15 protein-coding genes are annotated in these 17964 nt (G+C 72.7%); 10 read left to right on the top strand and 5 right to left on the bottom strand.

What is annotated here, in order from left to right:
• The 6 genes from ABT137_RS50145 to ABT137_RS50120 all read left to right on the top strand — a co-directional run.
• On the top strand, nucleotides 1–342 hold a 342-nt coding region (locus ABT137_RS50145), incomplete at its 5' end, for an alpha-glucosidase C-terminal domain-containing protein (protein WP_351720572.1).
• Between the two features lie 31 nt (nucleotides 343–373).
• Nucleotides 374–1738, top strand: a complete 1365-nt coding sequence (locus tag ABT137_RS50140; protein WP_351720569.1) for a maltokinase N-terminal cap-like domain-containing protein — start codon at nucleotides 374–376, stop codon at nucleotides 1736–1738.
• Between the two features lie 4 nt (nucleotides 1739–1742).
• Nucleotides 1743–3956 carry a 1,4-alpha-glucan branching enzyme gene (gene glgB / locus ABT137_RS50135; protein ID WP_351720567.1) on the top strand — a complete coding sequence of 738 codons (2214 nt, stop codon included), beginning with the start codon at nucleotides 1743–1745 and terminating at the stop codon, nucleotides 3954–3956.
• 106 nt (nucleotides 3957–4062) lie between these two features.
• Complete coding sequence (locus ABT137_RS50130; protein WP_351720575.1) at nucleotides 4063–5151, top strand: glutamate--cysteine ligase 2; 1089 nt, start codon at nucleotides 4063–4065, stop codon at nucleotides 5149–5151.
• Between the two features lie 141 nt (nucleotides 5152–5292).
• Complete coding sequence (locus tag ABT137_RS50125; protein ID WP_351720564.1) at nucleotides 5293–7197, top strand: AMP-dependent synthetase/ligase; 1905 nt, start codon at nucleotides 5293–5295, stop codon at nucleotides 7195–7197.
• Between the two features lie 96 nt (nucleotides 7198–7293).
• Entirely contained in the window at nucleotides 7294–7728 is a 435-nt protein-coding gene (locus tag ABT137_RS50120) for an ATP-binding protein (protein WP_351720561.1), read from the top strand.
• A 27-nt stretch (nucleotides 7729–7755) separates the two neighbouring features.
• Here the strand turns inward: ABT137_RS50120 and ABT137_RS50115 are convergent, their stop codons facing one another.
• Complete coding sequence (locus ABT137_RS50115) at nucleotides 7756–8565, bottom strand: methyltransferase domain-containing protein (protein ID WP_351720558.1); 810 nt, start codon at nucleotides 8563–8565, stop codon at nucleotides 7756–7758.
• 256 nt (nucleotides 8566–8821) lie between these two features.
• On the opposite strand from ABT137_RS50115, the gene ABT137_RS50110 reads away from it, so the two are divergent.
• On the top strand, nucleotides 8822–10198 hold the full coding sequence (locus ABT137_RS50110; RefSeq protein ID WP_351720556.1) for an NAD(P)/FAD-dependent oxidoreductase: 1377 nt from the start codon (nucleotides 8822–8824) through the stop codon (nucleotides 10196–10198).
• A 16-nt stretch (nucleotides 10199–10214) separates the two neighbouring features.
• Nucleotides 10215–12464 carry an FUSC family protein gene (locus tag ABT137_RS50105; protein ID WP_351720554.1) on the top strand — a complete coding sequence of 750 codons (2250 nt, stop codon included), beginning with the start codon at nucleotides 10215–10217 and terminating at the stop codon, nucleotides 12462–12464.
• 7 nt (nucleotides 12465–12471) lie between these two features.
• Here the strand turns inward: ABT137_RS50105 and ABT137_RS50100 are convergent, their stop codons facing one another.
• Nucleotides 12472–13311, bottom strand: coding sequence for a SigB/SigF/SigG family RNA polymerase sigma factor (locus tag ABT137_RS50100; RefSeq protein WP_351720552.1), 840 nt, complete (start codon nucleotides 13309–13311; stop codon nucleotides 12472–12474).
• A gap of 236 nt (nucleotides 13312–13547) precedes the next feature.
• Nucleotides 13548–13967, bottom strand: a complete 420-nt coding sequence (locus ABT137_RS50095; RefSeq protein WP_351720550.1) for an ATP-binding protein — start codon at nucleotides 13965–13967, stop codon at nucleotides 13548–13550.
• 398 nt (nucleotides 13968–14365) lie between these two features.
• Between ABT137_RS50095 and ABT137_RS50090 the strand changes: the two genes are divergently transcribed.
• The gene (locus ABT137_RS50090; RefSeq protein WP_351720548.1) at nucleotides 14366–14815 is read left to right on the top strand and encodes a cyclic nucleotide-binding domain-containing protein; all 450 of its coding nucleotides are present in this window, start codon (nucleotides 14366–14368) and stop codon (nucleotides 14813–14815) included.
• A 13-nt stretch (nucleotides 14816–14828) separates the two neighbouring features.
• Here ABT137_RS50090 and ABT137_RS50085 read toward each other — a convergent pair whose 3' ends face one another.
• On the bottom strand, nucleotides 14829–16133 hold the full coding sequence (locus tag ABT137_RS50085; protein WP_351720545.1) for an MFS transporter: 1305 nt from the start codon (nucleotides 16131–16133) through the stop codon (nucleotides 14829–14831).
• A 129-nt stretch (nucleotides 16134–16262) separates the two neighbouring features.
• The gene (locus tag ABT137_RS50080; protein ID WP_351720543.1) at nucleotides 16263–16880 is read right to left on the bottom strand and encodes a LysE/ArgO family amino acid transporter; all 618 of its coding nucleotides are present in this window, start codon (nucleotides 16878–16880) and stop codon (nucleotides 16263–16265) included.
• A gap of 86 nt (nucleotides 16881–16966) precedes the next feature.
• On the opposite strand from ABT137_RS50080, the gene ABT137_RS50075 reads away from it, so the two are divergent.
• Nucleotides 16967–17851, top strand: a complete 885-nt coding sequence (locus tag ABT137_RS50075) for a LysR family transcriptional regulator ArgP (RefSeq protein WP_351720541.1) — start codon at nucleotides 16967–16969, stop codon at nucleotides 17849–17851.
• Nucleotides 17852–17964: the final 113 nt, after the last annotated feature.

Raw genomic sequence — 17964 nt, 5'->3', positions numbered from 1 at the left:
TCCCTGCTGCACTGGACCCGGCGCATGATCGAGATCCGCAAGCAGAATCCTGCCTTCGGACTGGGGTCCTACACCGAACTGCAGTCGTCGAACCCCGCGGTTCTCGCGTTCCTGCGCGAGTACGAGGACGATCTCGTGCTCTGCGTGCACAACTTCTCGCGGTTCGCACAGCCCACCGAGCTCGATCTGCGGGCCTACGACGGCCGGCATCCGGTCGAGCTGATCGGCGGGGTGCGGTTCCCCGCCATCGGTGAACTGCCGTATCTGCTCACCCTCGCGGGGCACGGCTTCTACTGGTTCCGGCTCTCCCGAGTCGCCTCCCGCATCGGCCGCCGGCGCTGAACGTGCGGAGCCGAGGAAAGGACGCGTCACCATGACGAAGACAGTCGACCTGCCCCGGGGCACGACGGCCGGCCTCGACCGGCCGCTGGGCTCGCTGGGCTCGCTGGGCGGGCTGCTCCGCGACTGGCTGCCGCGGCAGCGCTGGTTCGCGGGCAAGGACCGGCCCGTCACCGAGCTGACCGTGCTGTCCGTGACCGAACTCTTCCCCGGCTGCCTGCACCTGCTGGTCCACGCCGACCACTCCCCGCATGGCGGTACCGCCCCGTCCGGCGACTGCTACCAGCTCCTGCTCGGCGTCCGCGAACACCGCGCGCCCAGGCTGGAGCGGGCCTACATAGGCCGGGCCGAGGAGGGCCCGCTGGCCGGACTCGCGGTCTACGACGCCCTGCACGACCCGCGCGCCGCCGAACTGCTCCTGGAGCGGCTGCGCATACCCGGCACGGCCGGCCCGCTGCGCTTCGAGACCGCCCCGGAGGCCCGGATACCCGGCGGACTCGCGCCGCGGCTGCTGGACGCCGAGCAGTCCAACTCCTCCCTGGTGTACGGCGACTCCTACATCCTGAAGGTGTTCCGGCGGATACAGCCCGGCGTCAATCCGGACCTGGAGGTCCCCGGCGCCCTGGCCGCGCAGGGCTGCGCGCGGGTGCCCGCGCCGGTGGCCTGGTTCCGCACCACCGAGCCGAGCCCGGCGACCCTCGGGGTGCTGCAGCCCTTCCTGCCGGACGCGGCCGACGGCTGGACCCTGGCCCTGCGCGCGCTCGCGGCCGGGGGCGACTTCACCACCGAGGCGCACGAGCTGGGGCGGGCCACCGCGGACGTGCATCTCGCGCTCGCCGCCGCCTTCCCGTCCGCCGTCCACGACGAACACAGCCGCACGGCCGAGGCGATGTCGGCGCGGCTGGCCGCGGCCGCGGACGCGGTGCCGGTACTGCGGCCGTTCGTCCCCGGGCTGCGCGGCGCCTTCGACGCCCTCGCCACCTGTGACGCGGGGCCGCTAGCCCAGCGGATCCACGGCGATCTCCATCTCGGGCAGGTGCTGCGGGCGGAGCACGAGTGGTTCGTCATCGACTTCGAGGGCGAGCCGTCCCGGCCGCTCGCCGAGCGGCGCAGCACCCAGTCGCCGGTGCGGGACGTCGCCGGGATGCTGCGCTCCTTCGACTACGCGGCCCGGCAGCGCCGCCCCTGGCGCCCGGAGTGGGCCCGCCGCTGCCGGGAGGCCTACTGCGCGGGTTACGCTGCCCGGGCCGGCTGGGACCCGCGCAAGAAGCACGCACTGCTGCGCGCCCACGAGACGGACCGCGCGGTGTACGAGGTGGTGTACGAAGCCCGGCACCGGCCGGCCTGGCTTCCGGTTCCGATGGCCGCGATCGAGCGGCTCGCCCGCTGGAGAGGCTGACGTCATGGCACTGCGCGACTCCTCGCTCCCGGAGCCCTCCGGCCCCTCCCGTTCCACGGCCCCGACCCTGGACGCCGCCGACCGCGGGCGGCTGCTCGCGGGCACCCACCACGATCCGCACGCCCTGCTCGGCGCCCGCCCGGTGGAGGGCGGCACCCTCTTCCGCGCGCTGCGCCCGCACGCCCGCTCGGTGAGCGTGCTCGTCGACGGGGTGCGCAGCCCCCTGGCGCCGGAGGACGACGGGCTCTTCGCGGCCGTGCTGCCGTACGCCGAGATCCCGTCGTACACCCTGCTCGTCGAGTACGAGGACGGCGAGGACGGGGAGCACGAGGTCCACGACCCGTACCGCTTCCCGCCCGCGCTCGGTGAGTTCGACCTGCACCTGATCCGGGAGGGGCGGCACGAGCAGCTGTGGAAGGCGCTCGGCGCCGAACCGATGACCCATGACGGGGTGGCCGGCACCCGGTTCACGGTGTGGGCGCCCAACGCCCAGGGTGTGCGGGTGGCCGGGGACTTCACGTGCTGGGACGGCACGCAGTTCCCGATGCGTTCGCTGGGCGCGGCCGGGGTGTGGGAGCTGTTCCTGCCGGGGGTGGGCGAGGGCGCCCGCTACAAGTTCGAGATCACGTCCCGGTACGGCGGCCGGTTCCTCAAGGCGGACCCGATGGCCCGGCGGACGGAGGTGCCGCCCGCGACCGCGTCGATCGTGACGGTGTCCCGGCACGAGTGGGGTGACGGGGACTGGATGGCGCACCGGGGCGACGTCCCGGTGCACGAGGCGCCGTTCTCGGTCTACGAGGTGCATCTGCCGTCCTGGCGGCCGGGCCTGGACTACCGTCAGCTGGCCGAGGAACTGCCCGCGTACGTCAACGACCTGGGCTTCACGCACGTCGAGTTCATGCCGGTCGCCGAGCACCCCTTCGGCGGCTCCTGGGGATACCAGGTCACCGGCTTCTACGCGCCGACCTCCCGGCTCGGCACCCCCGACGACTTCAAGCACCTGGTCGACGCCCTGCACCGGGCCGGCATCGGCGTGATCATGGACTGGGTGCCGGCGCACTTCCCCAAGGACGACTGGGCGCTGGCCCGCTTCGACGGAGATCCGCTGTACGAGCCCGGGGACGAGCGGCGGGCCGAGCACCCGGACTGGGGGACCTACGAGTTCGACCTCGGCCGGGTGGAGGTGCGCAACTTCCTGGTCGCCAACGCCGTGTACTGGTGCGAGGAGTTCCACGTCGACGGGCTGCGGGTGGACGCGGTCGCCTCGATGCTCTACCTCGACTACTCGCGGGACTCCGGGCAGTGGACGCCGAACGTGTTCGGCGGGCGCGAGGACCTGGACGCGGTGGCGTTCCTGCAGGAGATGAACGCGACCGTGTACCGGCGGGCGCCCGGGGTGGTGACCATCGCCGAGGAGTCCACCGCGTGGGACGGCGTGACCCGGCCGACCGACAGCGGCGGGCTGGGCTTCGGACTGAAGTGGAACATGGGCTGGATGCACGACTCGCTGGAGTACATCCGGCACGAGCCGGTGCACCGCAAGTACCACCACCACGAGATGACCTTCTCGATGGTGTACGCGTACAGCGAGAACTACATCCTGCCCATCTCCCACGACGAGGTCGTCCACGGCAAGCGCTCGCTCGTCTCGAAGATGCCCGGCGACTGGTGGCAGCAGCGTGCCAACCACCGCGCGTATCTGGCCTTCATGTGGGCCCATCCGGGCAAGCAACTGCTCTTCATGGGGCAGGAGTTCGCCCAGGGCGGCGAGTGGTCCCACGCCGACGGCCCCGACTGGTGGCTGCTCGACCCCGGGTACGGGGCCGAGGCCGATCACCGGGGTGTCCGGGATCTGGTCCGCGATCTCAACTCCGGGTACCGCGCGCACCCCGCGCTGTGGCAGCGGGACACCGACCCGGCGGGCTTCCAGTGGGTCCTGGGGGACGCGGCCGAGGACAACGTCTTCGCCTTCCTGAGGTTCGATGCCGAGGCCCGGCCCCTGCTGGCGGTCTCCAACCTCTCCCCCGTGGTCCGGCCCGGCTACCGGCTGGGCGTGCCCAAGGGGACGCCCGTCTGGCAGGAGATCCTCAACACCGACAGCGCCCGGTACGGCGGCGGGGACGTCGTCAGCCGGGGGCCGCTGCTCGCCGACGACGGCGCTCTGCGGCTCACGCTGCCCCCGCTCGCCACGGTATGGCTTGAGCCCGTCGCCCCTTAGCCCGCCGAGGGCGCCGTCACGTGTTTCCGTGGCCGGGTCCGGGCAGTCCGGGATGAAAGACCCCGCCGCGCCCGGTCGCGGCCCGGCCGGAGGGCGGTTCCCCGTGCTGCGTACCGTCGGAGTGGAGGAAGAACTTCTGCTGGTCCACCCGGACAGCGGGGAGCCGGCGCCCTGGTCGGCCGCCGTCGTCGACCGGGCCGCACTGGACGCTCCCGGACAGGCCGTGTTCCAGACCGAACTGTTCGGGCAGATGCTGGAGCTCGCGACCAGTCCGCAGCGGGACATGGCGGAGCTCGGCGCCGAGATCGTCGGCTGCCGCAAGGAGGCGGGACGGCTGGCCGGCGAGATCGGCTGCGCGGTCGCGGCGCTCGCCACCTACCCCCTGCCGGTCGACCCGGCGCTCACCCGGCACGAGCGCTACCGCTGGATGGCCGGGCGGTACGGCGCCGCCATGGTGGACTGGTTCGTCTGCGGCTGCCATGTGCACGTGTCGGTGGAGTCCGACGAGGAGGGCGTCGCCGTCCTCGACCGGATCCGGCCCTGGCTTCCGGTACTGCGCGCGCTCAGCGTCAACTCGCCGTTCTGGCAGGGCCGGGACTCCGGTTACGCCAGCTTCCGCAGCCGGCTGTGGGCGCGCGGACCGTCGGCGGGGCCGACCGAGCTGTTCGGCTCGCCCGAGCGGTACCGGCGGCGGGTCGCGGACATGGTGGCCAGCGAGGTCATCCTCGACACGGGGATGGTGTACTTCGACGCCCGCCTGTCCACGCGCTACCCGACGGTGGAGATCCGGGTGGCCGACGTGTGCCTGCGTGCGGACACCACCGTCCTCGTCGCCACGCTGATCCGCGCCCTGGTGGAGACGGCCGCGCGGGACTGGCGGGCCGGACGGCCGCCGCTCGACCCCAGCGTGAGCATGCTCCGGCTGGCCTCCTGGCAGGCCGCCCGCGTCGGTCTGGAACAGGACCTCCTCGACCCGGTGACCATGCGGCCGCGGCCCGCCGTCGAGGTGGTGCGCGCGCTGCTCGCGCACACCGCGGAGGCGCTCGCCGACAGCGGTGACACGGTCGGCGTCGAGGAGGCCGTCGCACAGTTGCTGCACAGGGGTACCGGCGCCCGCGAGCAGCGGTCGTTCCTGGCGCGCACCGGGAGCCTGCGGGACGTCGTCGTGGAGTGTGTACGCCGCACCCAGGGCTGAACTCCCGGGCTGAGCTTTGTCATCAGGTGGAAACGAGTTGACCGTTCCCGACACGAGCCGCACTCCCCTGGGCTAGATTCGACCCGCGTCGACAACAGTACCGATCGGGAGGGTCACCCTCCGTACATCCAGGAGCAGCGCATGCGCGACTACGCCCTCGCTCCGACGACCGCTTCGACCCTGACCGGCGGGCTCGCCGACAGCATCTTCGAGACGGCGGACCGGAACCCCACACTGCCGGTGCTGGCGCGCCGGCCCGAGGGCGCCCCCGCGGGCTGGGAGGAGGTCACCGCGGTCGAACTGCGGGACGAGGTGGTCGACCTGGCCAAGGGGCTGATCGCGTCGGGGATCTCGCCGGGGCAGCGGGTGGCCGTGATGGCGCGGACGCGCTACGAGTGGACGGTGTTCGGCCTCGCACTGTGGTCGGTGGGGGCCGAGGTGGTGCCGATCCACCCGACGTCCGCGCGGGACCAGGTCGAGTGGATCCTGCGGGACGCCCGCTGTGTGGCGGTGGTGGTCGAGGACGACCGGGCGGTCATGACCGTCGGTACCGTGTGCGAGGGGCTGCCCGGGCTCAAGCACGTGTGGCAGCTGGACGCGGGGGCGCTGCCCGAGCTGGTGCAGAAGGGCACCTTCGTCCCGCTGACCACGGTGGAGTCGCTGCGCCGGATCGTGATGCCCGACTCGACGGCGGCCATCACCTACACCTCGGGCACCTCGGGCCGTCCGCTGGGCTGCGCGCTGAGCCACCGCGGGCTCGCCTACCCGTGCGACACCCTGCTGGCGGGCTGGGGGCACACCGCGGCGCGCCCCGGCGAACAGGCCTCCGTCCTGGCCTTCCTGCCGTTCTCGCACGTGTACGGCCTGATGACCATGGTGATCTGTCTGCGCGGCGGGATCCTGATGGGCCACGAGCCGGAGATGACCGAGGCCGCGCTGGCCGCGGCGCTGGGCACGTTCCGGCCGACCTATCTGTACGCGGTCCCGTCGGTGCTGGAGAAGGTGTACAAGACGTTCCTGCGCACCTCCCAGCAGCACGGCCGGGGTGCCCTGTTCGAGCGGGCCGCGGAGACCGCGCGGGACTTCGCCGCGGCCACGGAGCGGCAGCGGCTGGGCACCGGGGCGGGCCCGGGCTTCGACCTGCGGCTGCAGCACGCCCTGTACGAGCGGACGGTGTACCGCAAGCTGCGGGGGGCACTCGGCGGGCGGGTGCTGCGGGCCACGTCCGGCGGCTCCTCGCTCAGCCGTGAACTCACCCTGTTCTACGAGGGCATCGGCATGTACGTCCATGACGGCTACGGCCTCACCGAGTCCAGCGGCGGGATCACCATGCAGCCGCTGGGCCGCGAGAAGTCGGGCACGGTGGGCCAGGCCCTGCCGGGCACCCAGATCCAGGTGGCCGACGACGGCGAGATCCTGGTGCGCGGTCCGTCGGTGTTCCAGGGGTACGTCGGCGACGACTACGCGACCCGGGCCGCGCTGCGCGGCGGCTGGCTGGCCACCGGGGACATCGGGCGGCTGGACTCCGAGGGCTATCTGACCATCACGGGCCGCAAGAAGGACATCATCATCACGAGCAGCGGCAAGAGTGTGGCACCCGCCCCGCTGGAGCAGCGGCTGCGGATGCACCCGCTGGTGCACCAGGCGGTGGTCGTCGGCGACGACCGGCCCTGTGTGGGCGCGCTGATCACCCTGGACCCTGACTTCCTCGCGCACTGGCGGGGGGCGCTGGCGGTGCCGGGCGACTCGCCCGGGCGCGAGGCGCGCGAGGAGAACGCGCTGCGCGAGGAGATCGCCCGCGCCATCGCGTCCGCCAACAGCGTGGTGTCCCGCTCCGAGTCGATCCGGGTCTACCGCGTGCTCCAGGAGCCGTTCGCCCCGGGCAACGGCATGCTGACGCCGTCGATGAAACTGCGCCGGGACGCCATAGCGCGCCACTACGCGGCCGAGATCGACGCCATGTACCAGGCCCGCTCGCAGGCGGTACGCCGGCCGGGCCAGCCCGAACCGGCCGACTGGGACGACTCCGACAACGTGTTCCGTTGAGCGGATCACGCGTATCCGGGGCCAGGGTGGGAACTCGCCGCGAAGGAGGAGGGACCAGCGCGACGAGGGCACCTTTCCGGGACTGAGAGAGACGAGATGGGGACCGGACCACGGCGGGACGACAGAGGATCCGCTCAGGAGACCGACGGATGCACGGTCCCTTTCCCGGGTCGGCTCCGCGACGTGACCGGTGCCCGGCTCGCCGCCGACGGCTACCTCGCCGGTCTCGCCCGCATCTCGCCGCCCACCGGTCCCGACTGCTGGAACGACATCCTGCTGGTGGTGACGGAGCTGGCCGCCAACGTCGTCCAGTACGCGCCGGGCCCCTTCGAGCTGCGGATGCGCCGCACGTACGACGGCGTCCACGTCACGGTGCACGACTCCAGCCGGGTCCGGCCCGAGCCGCGGCCCTTCCACCCGGACGGGGGCGGGGGCGGCGTCGGGTGGCACCTGCTGCACACGCTGTGCGACCAGGTCAGCGTGGTCGTCACCGCGGACGGCAAGGACATTCACGCCTTCCTGCCCTGGTGAGGACGGTCCGGTGGGGACCGGGTGCGGTCACCCGGGCCGGTGCGCGACCACACCGAACATCGTCACCGACATGTGCACCGCGCCCCGCTCGGCCGCCTCCGCGAGATCGGCGTACAGGGTGTCCCGCTGTTCCTCGGTGACGGCGCCGGCGCGCACGGCGGCCTCGCCGAGCATGCGGATCAGCGGCCAGGCCACCGAGCCGTGGTCCTGGAGCAGGGCCTGCGAGCCGCGGTCGTCCACCACGAACCCGGCAGCGCTCAGCTGGCCGACCAGGCGGCGCCCGGAGTAGGGGTTGGCGCCGTTGAGGGCGGCCGCGGTCAGCGCGCGCACCACCGCCGGGTCGCCGGGGTGCAGGAGGGTGGTCCCCCAGTCGGTGTCCAGCAGCGCCACCCGGCCGCCGGGGCGCAGCACCCGGGCCATCTCGGCGATCGCCCGGTCGGGCTCGTGCAGGTGCTGGAGGACCCGCTCGCACCACACGACGTCCATCGAGCCGTCCGGCACCGGCAGCGCCTCCGCCTCGCCCTGCAGGAAGCGGGCCCTGCTGTCGGCGGACCGCTCCTCGGCGACCGCGCGCAGACTCGGGTTGACCTCGACGCCGATGGCGACACCGTCCGGGCCGAGCGCGGCGGCCAGGGCCCGGGTCTGCGAGCCGGTGCCGGAGCCGACGTCGAGGAGCCGCTCGCCGGGCCGCACCGCCAGTGCCTCCTCGGCCCAGGCGCGCAGCCGCCGCACGCCGGGGTTGGCGTCCTGGGAGTCCAGGGCGGCCACCAGCGGGGTCACGCGGTCGGGGTCGACGTGCCGCTTCTGGAAGCCCGTTCCGGGCTGGGTCTGCGCCATGGCGGGCACTCTATGGCGTATGTGATCGCCGAGTGACGGCCTTTGACCGGACGGAAGTCCGGCACACATCTGTGCGACCGCCGGTTTCTCCCGGCGATCCAGGGGCATGCTGGAGCCCACGCGTTCGGCTGCCTGCTCCGCCCGGCTGGCGGAACGGCGTCGGGCACGGTGGGATCGATGTGGTGCGAAGCAAGCGTTCCGGGGCACGCGGACGGCGTCGAGCCGGACGGCCCGGAGCAGCGGAAAGGGATACACCGTGACACGACCCAGGATCCTGGTGGTGGGCGCAGGCTTCGCCGGAGTGGGGTGCGTGCGCCGCCTGGAGCGGAAACTCTCCCCCGACGAAGCCGACGTCACCCTGGTGTCGCCGACCTCCTACCAGCTCTATCTGCCCCTGCTGCCGCAGGTCGCCTCGGGCGTGCTGACGCCCCAGTCGATCGCCGTCTCGCTGCGCCGCAGCAAGAGGTACCGCACCCGGATCATCCCGGGCGGCGCGATCGGGGTGGACCTGAAGTCCAAGGTGTGCGTCGTCCGCACGATAACCGACCAGCTCGTCAACGAGCGGTACGACTACATCGTGCTGGCCCCGGGCAGTGTCACCCGCACCTTCGACATCCCCGGCCTGACCGAGCACGCGTTCGGGATGAAGACCCTCGCCGAGGCCGCCTACATCCGGGACCACGTCATCTCCCAGCTCGATCTGGCCGACGCCAGCGACGACCCGGCCGAACGCGCCGCACGGCTGCAGTTCGTGGTGGTCGGCGGCGGCTACGCGGGCACCGAGACCGCGGCCTGTCTGCAGAAGCTCACGCACGCGGCGCTGCACCGCTACCCGAACCTGGACCCGAAGCTGATCAAGTGGCACCTGATCGACATCGCCCCGAAGCTGATGCCGGAGCTCGGCGACAAGCTCGGCCGCAGCGCCCAGGAGGTGCTGCGCCGCCGCGGTGTCGACGTCTCCCTGGGGGTGTCGATCGAGAAGGCGGGCCCCGAGGAGGTCACCTTCACCGACGGCCGGGTGGTGCCCACCCACACGCTGATCTGGACGGCCGGGGTGGTCGCCAGCCCGCTGATCGCCACCATGGGCGCGGAGACGGTCCGGGGACGGCTCGCGGTCACCGCCGAGATGACCCTGCCCGGCCATGACGGGGTGTTCGCGCTCGGCGACGCGGCTGCCGTACCGGACAAGGCGAAGGGCGAGGCGGGCGCGGTCTGCCCGCCGACCGCGCAGCACGCCATGCGGCAGGGCAAGGTGGTCGCCGACAACGTCATCGCGGCCCTGCGGGGCCAGGCGCTCCACCCGTACGTGCACAAGGACCTGGGGCTTGTGGTGGACCTCGGCGGCAAGGACGCGGTCTCCAAGCCGCTCGGCATCGAGCTGCGCGGTCTGCCCGCCCAGGCGGTGGCCCGCGGCTACCACTGGTCGGCGCTGCGCACCAACGTGGCCAAGACCCGGGTCGCGACCAACTGGCTGCTGAACGCGCTGGCCGGCGACGACTTCGTGCGTACGGGCTTCCAGTCCCGCAAGCCGGCCCGGCTCAAGGACTTCGAGTACACGGACACGTATCTGACGCCGGAGCAGGTCCGGGCGCGCGCCGAGGGCCCCGAGAACCCCGGCGCCTCGCCGGCGTGACGCAGAGCGCGGCTCAGTGAGAGCGGCGGGGCGGTCGGCGTGGGCGGAGCTCCGGGGGCGGCTCGCGGCGGCCGACCCCGGGCTGCTCCGGTTCACCGCGGGTCTGCGCACGGTCACGTCGATCGCGCTGACGCTCGCCGTGCTGGCGGCACTGCACTCCGACGTGTCCCACCTGGTGGCCGGGGCCATCACGGCGATGGTGGCCACCTTCGCGATCCGGGAGAAGGGGCGGCCGGAGCAGGCCGTCACGCTCGCCCTCGGCCTGCCGGTGGCGCTGGCCTCGATGTCGCTGGGCGCGCTGCTCAACGCGCGGGTGGTGATGGGCGACCTGTTCTTCGTGGCGCTCATCTTCTGCGCGGTCTACAGCCGCCGTTTCGGCGACCGGGGCACGGCGCTGGGGCTGATCGGCTTCCAGATCTACTTCGCGTCGCTGTTCGTGCACGCGACCGTGTCCGCGCTGCCGGGGCTCTATCTCACGATCACGGTGGCGTTCGGCTGTGCGGCCGTGGCGCGTTTCGTGCTGGTACGGGAGACCGCCGCGGGCATCCTGGACCGGCTGCGGCGGGCCTTCCGGGCCCGGCTGGCCCAACTGGTGGCCGCACAGGCCGAGTTGCTCGACGCCGGACCGGACGAGCTGGACAAGGCGGTGGAGGAGGTCCGGGTCAGGACGGCCCGGCTGCACGAGACCGCGCTGCTGATCCAGGGGCGGCTAGCGGACGGCACCTCCGACGAGGCGGTGGCGAGGCTGGTGCAGCGCCGGATCGCGGACGCGGAGATCGCCGCCGAGCGGCTCGGGTTGCTGCTGCTCACCGCTCGCAGCACCGAGCGGGCGGACACGCTCACCCTCCATCTGCCGGGTGCCCCGCTGCCGTCGGCCGTCGTGGAGCCGGTGCGGGACGAGGCGATGGAGCGGCTGCGGCTCGATCTGGAGGCGCTGCGGCTGCTGGTGCTGCGGCCGGGCGGCCCCGGGAAGGGGACCGCGCTGGCCCGGCTCCGCAACCGGCTCCTCGGCTACCGGGAGGGGGAGAACCTGCCGGCCGCCTCGCCCGCCGTCCAGGACGTCTTCCGGGGCATCGGCGAGGCCGGGCGGGCGGTGCTGGGCCTGCGGATCGCCCTGGACGGGCCGCAGGACGAGACCGACGACACCCCGGCGACCTCCCGGTCCCGGGAGGAACTGGACGCCGAGGACGCGGCGATCGAGGGCGTCGAGGAGGGCGACCGGGAGACGCCGGAGGCGACCGGGCTGCGCCGGCCCACCACGCGGGCGGCGGTGCAGGTGGCGGTCGGCTCGTCGCTGGCCATCGTGGGCGGCGAGTTCCTGTCCGCCCAGCGCTGGTACTGGGCGGTGCTGACCTGCTGGATCGTGTTCCTCAACACCGCGTCCACCGGCGAGATCCTGGTGAAGGGCTACCGGCGCCTGCTCGGCACGGTGCTCGGCGTGGTGGCGGGCATCGTGCTCGCGGGACTGGTCGGGCACCACACCTGGACGGCGTTCGGGCTGGTACTGCTCTTCATCTTCGCGATGTTCTACTCGGCGCCGATCTCCTACACCCTGATGTCGTTCTTCGTGACGGCGATGCTCGGTCTGCTGTACACGCTCCTCAACACCTACAGCCTGGACGTCCTGGTGCTGCGGGTGGCGGAGACCGCGCTCGGTGCGGTGTGCGGGGTGATCGCGGCCGCGGTGGTGCTCCCGGTGCACACCGACCGCCGTACCGACGAACTGCTGGTGGCGACGCTGGACCGGCTGGCCGACGTGACCCGGGCCGCCGCCGACCAGCTGGGCGGGGCGCCGCCGGTCGACCTGGTGGAGAAGGCCCGTGACCTGGACCAGGCGCTGGCCGATCTGGCCGCTGCCGTCCAGCCGCTGACCCATCCGATCACCCCGCTGCGCTCCCGCCGGGACACCGCCCGCTATGTGGTGGCGCTCCTGGAGACGTGCGCCTACCACGCGCGGTCGCTGGCGGCCACGGCGGAGCTGCTGCCCACCCATCCGGCCATCGCGGCGGATCCCCGGCTGCGCGGGGCGGGACGGCGGATCGTGCACAACATCGAGGCGATCGCCGCGCATGTCGGAGACGACCGGTCCGGCGCCGGGATCGAGACCGGCCCCAGCATCGCCTCGATGCTGGAGCCGGGCACGCTCCGCGCCCCGCGCTACGGCAGGGTGACCGACCGCGTGCTGCGCCATCTCCAGCGCCTGGACGAGTCGGTGACGGGCCTGGCCCGCCCCCTGCAGGTCCCCGTCCGGCAGCCCGCCCCCTGACGCCGGATCACTCCGCCTCGGTGCCACGGCCCAGCGCCTCGGCGCGGACCCGGGCGCAACTGCGGCTGATGAGGCGGGACACGTGCATCTGGGAGATGCCCAGCTTGTCGGCGATCCGGCTCTGGGTCATGTCCTCGAAGAACCGCATGTAGAGGATGGCCCGCTCCCGCTCGGGGAGCCGGCGCAGCCCCTCCTTGGCCGCCTCCCGGTCGACGACGACGTCGTAGGAGCCGTCGGAGTCGCCGAGGGTGTCGGCGAGGCTGTAGCCGTCCTCGCCCAGGGCGAGTTCGGCGTCCAGGGACAGGGTGCTGAAGCTCTCCAGGGCCTCCAGGCCGGCGCTGACCTCGTCCTCGGTCAGCCCGGTGTGGGCCGCGAGGGCCGCGGTGGTGGGCTCGGAGGAGCCCGGGTTCTGGGTGAGTTCGCGGCGGGCCACCCGTACCCGGTTGCGCAGTTCCTGCACCCGGCGCGGTACGCGCAGCGCCCACATCCGGTCGCGGAAGTGCCGCTTGACCTCACCGGTGACGGTGGGCACCGCGTAGCTCTCGAACGCGCCGCGTACCGGGTCGTAGCGGTCGACGGCCTTGACCAGGCCGAGGGCCGCGACCTGGCGCAGGTCCTCGACGGACTCGCCGCGGTCGCGGAAGCGGCCGGCGATGCGGTGGGCCATGGGCAGCCAGGCGGCGACCAGTTGGTCGCGCAGGGCGTCCCGCTCGGGGCCGTCGTCGAGCGCCGCGAGCCGGGCGAAGAGGGCCGCCGTGTCGGGGGCGTCGTCATGGGCGCGGCGGGGTGTCGTGCGGGTGGTGCGGTCGGGCGTGCGGGAACGGCTGGTCGACAAGTCGGTGGGCATACGGATTCGCTCCTGAACTGTGGATTTCAGGGCGTCGCCGGAACGTGGTTCCGGGACTCGACCCGAACTGCGATGTCAGGGTCGCCGCGGAAGCACCACCCGGACCGCTCTGCCGGCCCGGGGGCTGTCGTACGACGGCTCCCACTGGCGCGCGCCTCCGGTCCGAAGCACGACACTCCGCCTGCCCCTTCGATCCGGGCGCAAACACCGTTCCCGGCACAGGCCCGTCCGCGGGTTCAGGCCAGGGGCACGACCGCGGTGATCCGCTTGCCTCCGCAGGGCAGTCCGGCGACCTCCACGTCCCGGGCCAGCCGGCAGACGATGGGCCAGCCCCGGCCGCCTGCCCGCCACCGCTGCCGTTCGTCGACGGTCCGTTCGGCCACCGGTATCTCGTCGCTGCGGTCGCTGACCGACACCCGCACCGCGCCCCCCTCGACGTCGACGGCGAAGCCGGTGATGCCGCCGCCGTGCACGATCGCGTTGGTGGTCAGTTCCGAGGTGACGAGCAGGGCGTCGTCGAGAGCTTCGGCGGCGCACGGCACGGCCCGTCGGGCGACCGCGCCGCGTACCGCTCTGCGGGCGTCGGCCGGCCGCAGCGGCGGCCGACGGGACTCGGGTGCTGCCATGGCTGACTCGGTCCGGTACTTCTCGTACATCCTTTCGCCCCCTGAGTGGTGGACCGGTTGGTCTGCTCAGTCCCGTCCGTACGGGACTCTTCTCTTCGGCTCACCGGTGGGGGCGCGGCCAAACCCGTTCGCGGGCGACGAGGGGCTCCCCAAAGTGAAACGGGTCACGTACCCTGTTCATGGCTACGCGAAATAGCTCTGGATGGTTTACCGTTCATCCATAAGTGGTCGAGGAGTTGACACCAGGTCCTCCCGCGCCACCTCTGACGGCCCTGGCTGGCCTCCCCCGTCCAGCCAGGGCTTTTTCACGCCCGGACGGCTTCCCGACGGCGATTCTCACCTTCTTCGAGGTGCCCGGCGGGGCGGCAGCGGCTGAAATGGGCGTAGGGAAAGCACCCCGTACCCTCGCCGGCGAGGAGCCCCGTGCCATGACCAAAGCCATCAAACTGCTCACCGCCCTGCCCCAGGCCCAGCGCGAGCGCCTCATGGAACTGGCTCACGAGGTGTCCTTCCCCGAGGACTCCAGGATCTTCGAGGCCGGCGGCACCGCGGACCGCTTCTGGGTGATCCGCTCGGGCGCGGTCAACCTGGATCAGGAGGTGACCTCCCGCAAACGGGTCACCGTCGCCACGCTGGGCGCCGGCGACCTGCTCGGGTGGTCCTGGCTGTTCCCGCCGTACTCCTGGGACTTCGGGGCGGTGGCCTTCAGCCAGGTGCGGGCCTACGAATACGACGCCTCGGCCGTGCTCGCGCTGTGCGTGGAGGACCCGTTGCTCGGTCTGTCGCTGGTGCGGACCGTCGCCGAGATCCTCGCCAGCCGCCTGGAGGTCACCCGGGGCAAGCTCCTCGACGCGTACGTGGGGCGACGGCCCGCGTAGCCGCGCAGCCCGGTCAGACGCGGTAGCGGCGCAGGGCCGGGACGGCGACGGCCAGGGCCAGCATCGCCGCCACCACCAGCAGCCCGCCGCCCGCGACCGCCGCGCGCGGCCCGAAGACCGAGCCCGCGGTGCCGTGCAGCACGTCGGCCAGCCGCGGACCGCCCGCGACCACCACGGTGAACACGCCCTGCATCCGGCCCCGCATCTCGTCGGTCGCCGCGGACAGCAGGATCGCGCCGCGGAAGACCATCGAGACCATGTCGGCGACGCCGGCGGCGGCCAGGAAGGCCACGGCGACCCAGAGGTTGCGGCTCAGCCCGAACCCGGCGACGGCAGCGCCCCAGGCGACCACCGCGCCGATCACCATCAGGCCGTGCCGGCGGGCCCGCGAGAAGGTGCCGGAGAAGAGCCCGCCGAGGACCGCGCCGACCGGGATCGCCGCGAACAGCAGGCCGAGCGCGAGCCCTTCGCCGTAGGAGGCGTAGGTCTGGGCGGCGAGCTGGGGGAACAGGGCGCGGGGCATGCCGAAGACCATCGCGATGATGTCCGCGAGGAACGACAGCAGCAGCACCTTGTGCATGGAGATGTACCGGAACCCCTCCACGATCTCGCGCACCCCGGCGCGCCGCGCCGTCGCGCCCGCCAGCGGCGGAAGCGCGGGCAGCCGGTAGACCGCCCAGACCGTCACGCACAGCGCCAGCGCGTCGATCAGGTACAGCGCGGGCAGCCCGATGACGGGGATCAGGGCACCGGCGAGCAGCGGGCCGACCACCTGCCCGGTCTGCATGACCGTCGACCCGAGCGCGTTGGCGGCGGGCAGCTGCGCCTCGGGGACCAGCCGGGCGATGGAGGCGGTGCGGGCGGGCGCGTTCAGTCCCCAGAACGCCTGCTGCATCGCGAGCAGCACCATCAGCGCGGCCACGGATTTCATCCCGGTGGCCGCCTGCACGAAGAACAGCAGCGAGGTCACGCCGATACCGATGTTGGTGATCAGCAGCAGCTTGCGGCGGTCCACGGTGTCGGCCACCGCGCCGCCCCACAGCGCGAACACGATCAGCGGCAGCAGCCCGGCGAGACTCGCCGCGCCGACCCAGGCGGACGACCCGGTGATGTCGAAGATCTGCTTGGGCACGGCGACGGCGGTCAGCTGGCTGCCGACCGAGGTGACGATGGTCGACGTCCACAGCCTGCGGTAGGCCGGGATGCGCAGCGGGCGGGTGTCCATCGCCCAGCGCCGCCAGCCGCTCCGGGGCGGGGCGGCCGTGGTGCCGTCGGGGGTCTGTATGTCGGACTGGGTGCCGCTCTCGCTGGTGTCCACGGAGTTCCTGGTGTCCTGCTCTTCTCGATGCCCGCTACATCTTTTCGGTTGCAGGTTCACTATCGCAGCAACTTCCGTGGCTGCCGAACCGCTTGTCTCAGGATGCGGCCCTTCGAGGGTCCGGGCGGCTCAGGATCCCGCCACGAGCATCAGGCCGAGCCCGATCATGGTCAGCGCCACCAGCCCGTCCAGCACCCGCCAGGCGGCCGGCCCGGCGAGGTACCGGCCGAGCAGCCGGGCGCCGAAGCCGAGGGCGGTGAACCAGCAGAGGCTGGCCAGGGCGGCGCCGAGCCCGAAGGTCCAGCGCAGGTCGCCCCGGTCGGCGGCGAGGGAGCCGAGCAGGAACACGGTGTCCAGGTAGACGTGCGGGTTCAGCCAGGTCATGGCGAGGCAGGTGAGCACCGCGCGCCGCCGGGACCCGGCCGTCTCGCCCTCGGTGCGCAGACCGGAGGTGCCGGGCCGCAGGACCCGGCGGGCGGCCAGTGCGCCGTAGCAGAGCAGGAAGGCGCCGCCGACCAGCCCGACCGCCCGCACCGCGCCCGGCCAGGCCACGACGATCGCGCCCACCCCGCCGACGCCGAGCGAGATGAGGACGGCGTCGGAGAGCGCGCAGATGCCGACGACCACGAGGACCGCGTCACGGCGGATGCCCTGGCGCAGCACGAAGGCGTTCTGGGCGCCGATGGCGACGATGAGCGAGAGGCCGCTGCCGAAGCCCGCGGCAGCGGCGGCGAGAGAGCTGGACATGCCCTCGACGCTACGGAAGCGATCACTGTAGGTACAGCTAAAGATTTTTACGTACCCTTAGCACAGCTGAAGACAGGAGGGGAACGGTGGAGCTTCCGCTCGACCAGGTGCGGACGCTGCTGGCGGTGGTGGACGAGGGCACGTTCGACGCGGCGGCCGCGGCCCTGCATGTGACCCCGTCGGCGGTCAGCCAGCGGGTGAAGGCGCTGGAGCAGCGCACCGGCCGGGTGCTGCTCCAGCGCACCAAGCCGGTACGGCCGACGGAGTCGGGCGAGGTGCTGGTCCGGTTCGCCCGGCAGCTGGCACGGCTGGAGCGGGACGCGCGCGGCGAGCTGGGCATGAGCGGCGCCGGGGAGCCGACCCGGGTGTCGGTCGCGGTCAACGCGGACTCGCTGGCGACGTGGTTCCTGCGGGCGCTGACCGGGCTGCCGCACGTCTATGTCGAACTGCGGCGGGAGGACGAGGACCACACGGCCGCGCTGCTGCGGGAGGGGCTGGTGATGGCGGCGGTGACCTCGTCGCCGGACGCGGTGCCGGGGTGTTCGGTGCGGGCGCTGGGGCGGATGCGGTACCTGCCGGTGGCGGCGCCGGAGTTCGCGGCGGCGCGCCTTGCGGGGGTGCTGCCGGATGCGCTGGCCGAGGCGCCGGTGATCGTGTTCGACCGGGTGGACGACTTCCAGGACGGGTTCGTACGACTGCTGGGGGGTGCGGGCGCGAGTGCGCTGCGGCACTACGTGCCGACGTCCGAGGGCTTCGCGGACGCGGTGACGGCCGGGCTGGGGTGGGGCATGGTGCCGGAGGCGCAGGCGGAACTGCGGTTGCGGGAGGGGCGGTTGGTGCGGGTCGGTGGGCGGGAGCTGTGGGTCGACGTGCCGTTGTTCTGGCAGCAGTGGAAGCTGGATTCGCCGGCTTTGGGGGCGGTGGCGGAGGCGGTTGTGCGTACGGCGGGGGGTGCGTTGCGCCAGCCGTAGGGAGTCAGCTCGTACGCGCGCGGGTGCGGGTGGGTGGGTATTTATTCGACAATTAAGCTTATTTTTAGTATTTAGTAATTTTTATTATGTTGTAAGTTGAAAAAAGAGAAAAG

The organism is Streptomyces sp. NPDC001980 (assembly GCF_040296885.1).
Classification (GTDB): Bacteria; Actinomycetota; Actinomycetes; order Streptomycetales; family Streptomycetaceae; genus Streptomyces.
Note: the sequence above shows the minus strand (reverse complement) of the source record. Positions and strands in the feature narration are given on the sequence as shown.